The sequence below is a fragment of the Okeania sp. genome (genome assembly GCF_983059655.1).
In genome coordinates, this window is record NZ_CEZPJD010000207.1 from 1 (window position 1) to 3287 (window position 3287).

Sequence of the window (3287 nt, forward strand, 5' to 3'; positions counted from 1 at the left end):
TGTCCTCCCCCCACCAACCAATTTTTTTCAGCAGATCCTAATTAGGGTACGCATTACGCACCCTAAAACCCTAAAGTCACATACTACTTCACAACTAAGGTCGCTGTTGCCGATCGCCCAAATTCTTCGGGTGCATATTGTAACCGTGCTTCTGCTCCAGGCCAAATATATGTTCCGGGAGTCACTGACCTGACTAAATAATGTAAGCTATACACGCCAGGGTTTAAACGGTCTGCATAAGCTTCGATGCGATCGCGATATATCTGTTGATATCCTATTTGCCAACTATCTGTTTTTGCTTTGACAGCGGAAGTGGCGGTTTGGAAACTGGTGTCAACTGCTTCTAAACCTGCTGGCAGTGGGTCGCGAATAATTACATGGTCTACGGGGCGGTCTGTTATAACTTCAATGCCAATATCAAAGACTTGCCCTGCACTGACATCTAATGGTGACGCGACTTCAGATAGATCCATTCGTTGTAAAACGGACGTTTCATTTGCTAGACGAATTTCCCGCGCTACTCGCAAACCGTTATACTTTCCTGGTTGGTTTCCTGGGAGGCGATAACTGTATTCGACTAAATAGTGCAATTTGCCTTCTCCAGATTTTTCCAATACTAAATCTGATTCTCCTTTTGGCAACCCATCCATTGCTACATTCAAAGATAGATTTGGATTTTCATAACCCTGAAAACGGGCAGCATCTAATTGTTTGCCTGATAATTTGGCGGTGGCGACGAAATTCGGTGGAGCTGGTTGGGTATTGCTATAAGTAACTAATGCTTTCAGCGCTTGGGCGTTATCATAGGTTGTGCGCCAGGTGCCATCCCGTCGGAGGTTGAGCAGACTTTGTAATAGTCGGTCTAATATTTCTGGTTTGGCGTCGCGGGTAATAAATAGTCGCAATGCTTGAGCTTGAGCGGCAGTGTCTGAATTGAGCCATCCCCAGGTTTGCGGTATGTTCAATGTGGCAGTACGCCCGGTTTCATAGACGCTTTCCTGAATTTCCTTAAACATTTCTTCTGACTGTTTGCGCCATTTGGGGAAGGTGGATATATAGCGCGCTAGTTTTATTTGGTCTACCTGAGATAATTTCTCCCGTTGTTGATAAATATCTGATAGGAAGCTATTGCGGGTGTCGCCTAATTCTGACAATGCCATTAAAACGTCTAAGCGCACTTGATTTTTACAGAGTTGTTCGCTGCAATATTCATCTTTGCCTGGATCTGCCAAAATGACGTTTAAGTAATTCCGCAGACTACTTACCATTTCCCCATTTACTAAATCTGGAAATGCTTTTTTTGCTTGGGCGATCGCTTCTGCTGCATAGGGTGTTAGATAAGGATTGGATTTTTCCCATCCTGGATAATAACCAAAACCTCCGTCTGGCAGTTGCAACTTTTCTAATTTTTCTAATGCTTGTTTTGCTTGTTGCTCTGGGTTGAAGTCTACAAATGCTTGCTCGTATTTTTCACCTAATATTTGGAGGTTGGAGGCGATCGCTAATTGACTGGCGGTAGGCTCTAAAAATGGTAATTGGTCTTTTTTCAAGACTGCTTTTGCGGGGGCAGTAATTTCTGGTATTAATGTACTTGCCATGGAAATTTCTAGACCTCCGACATCTGGCATTACATTGTCTGTAATATTCAGTGGAATTTGTATTTGAGAGTCAGTTGTGCCAGACTCGACTACACTTTCACTGGCTGCCAATGACTGGACGGGTAATGAAATTTCAAACCCATCTGTGTCACGGTTATTCAAGTCGGTGGTAAATTGCACTTTTGCCTCACCCACTTGTTTTGCTTCCATGGGGAAACGGTAAGCATTGGTACCTGAGTCTATCCTGGTTTGTAAATTTTGGGTAGTTTGGGAATTTTCGGCAAACAAAATATTCTGACTAACTTCCCCATCTATTTTGAGACTTCCTTTTTTGCCAGTATTATTCGTAACTGTTACGCCGCCCTCAAATTTATCGCCGATACGAGCAAACTGAGGCAAAACTGGATTTAACATTAATGGTTGAGTCGTCACAAAAGTTGCTTCCCCGTTGCCAAAATGCAAATTCCCATCTGTGGCAACAGTCATCACGCGCCAAGTTGTCAGATCGTCTGGCATTTTAAAAGTTACTGTTGCCTTACCTTTATTATCTGTAATTACAGAAGCGTTGTAATAAGCTAAAGATTGAAAGTCTGTACGAATGCGGGTGCTAGATGCAGCAGATGATATGCCACCGCCATAACCCCAACCTTTTCTCAGAGCGGATGACATGGCCTCCATTTGTACTTCGGGACGGTTATCGTTGAAAGTGGTTGATATTGGTTGTTCGGCGTAAACGGTCTCGACTAAGTCTGGGGGACGATGACCGCTTAGTTGCAAGACCGCTTCATTTACGACCATTACTGTAAACTGACCTTTAGTGGGTTGCCCTTGATTATTTTTAACTGCCAATTCCACAGTCTGCATAGCTCCCGGTTGCGCTTCCGGACGTTGGGGTGTGACTTCTACATTTAAGTATTTGTCTGCCAAATTAATTTTGAATGGAGTAAAACCGACTTTCATCAAATTTTCCACAGTTCCCGGTTCGACTTCTGCGAGTGGTTGACCTTGCCGCACTAATACCGCCTCCACCGCAGCATTGGGTAACATATCTTCTGTCACTTGAAACTGAATTTCTGGCGCGCCACCTGTAACTTTGACGATTTTTTCATAGAGTGGTTTGTCGCGGACGACGGCAAAATATAATTCCCCTTCTGGATAGGGTGACTGAATTAAAGCAGTTGCTGTTTCTCCTGGTTTGTAGGTGTCTTTGTCGAGTTTAATTTCTAGACGGTCTTCGTTGCGACCTCCCCAATAAACGCGGTTTGCTCCGGTTGCCCAAATTTGAATATCGGTGCCAGTAATGTCATTTTCAGCATTGGCAAAGTTAGCTCGGATGCGATAACTACCTGATTCTGGGGGGGTGAGGTTGACGGTTTTGGGTTTATTGCCACTTCTGACTTTCTGGCTCGCAACAGTTTTATATTCCACCTGATATTTGGGGTTGCGACTACCTGCCACTACTTGGGTGACGCTGCTATATTCCATTTGTTGTAATTCCAGTTGAATATTTTCTCCAGAAAGTGGTTTTCCTTGAGAGTCGGTGACAATAACTTCTACCGGAAACTTTTTATTAGCATCGGCCACAAATTTACTTTTTAGACCTATTAATTTGTTACTTGGTAGGGCGGTAAAAGTTTGAGTATCTGCCACAGAAAGATTAGATATATCTGTCACTTCCACATCTACTCG

Annotated in this window: 1 protein-coding gene; it reads right to left on the reverse strand. The window is 43.6% G+C overall.

Features of this window, described 5'->3' with window-relative positions:
• Positions 1-83: 83 nt before the first annotated feature.
• Positions 84-3287, reverse strand: a 3204-nt coding sequence (locus tag AC3DU7_RS13585) for an alpha-2-macroglobulin family protein (protein WP_488039873.1), incomplete at its 5' end; no start/stop codon positions are given.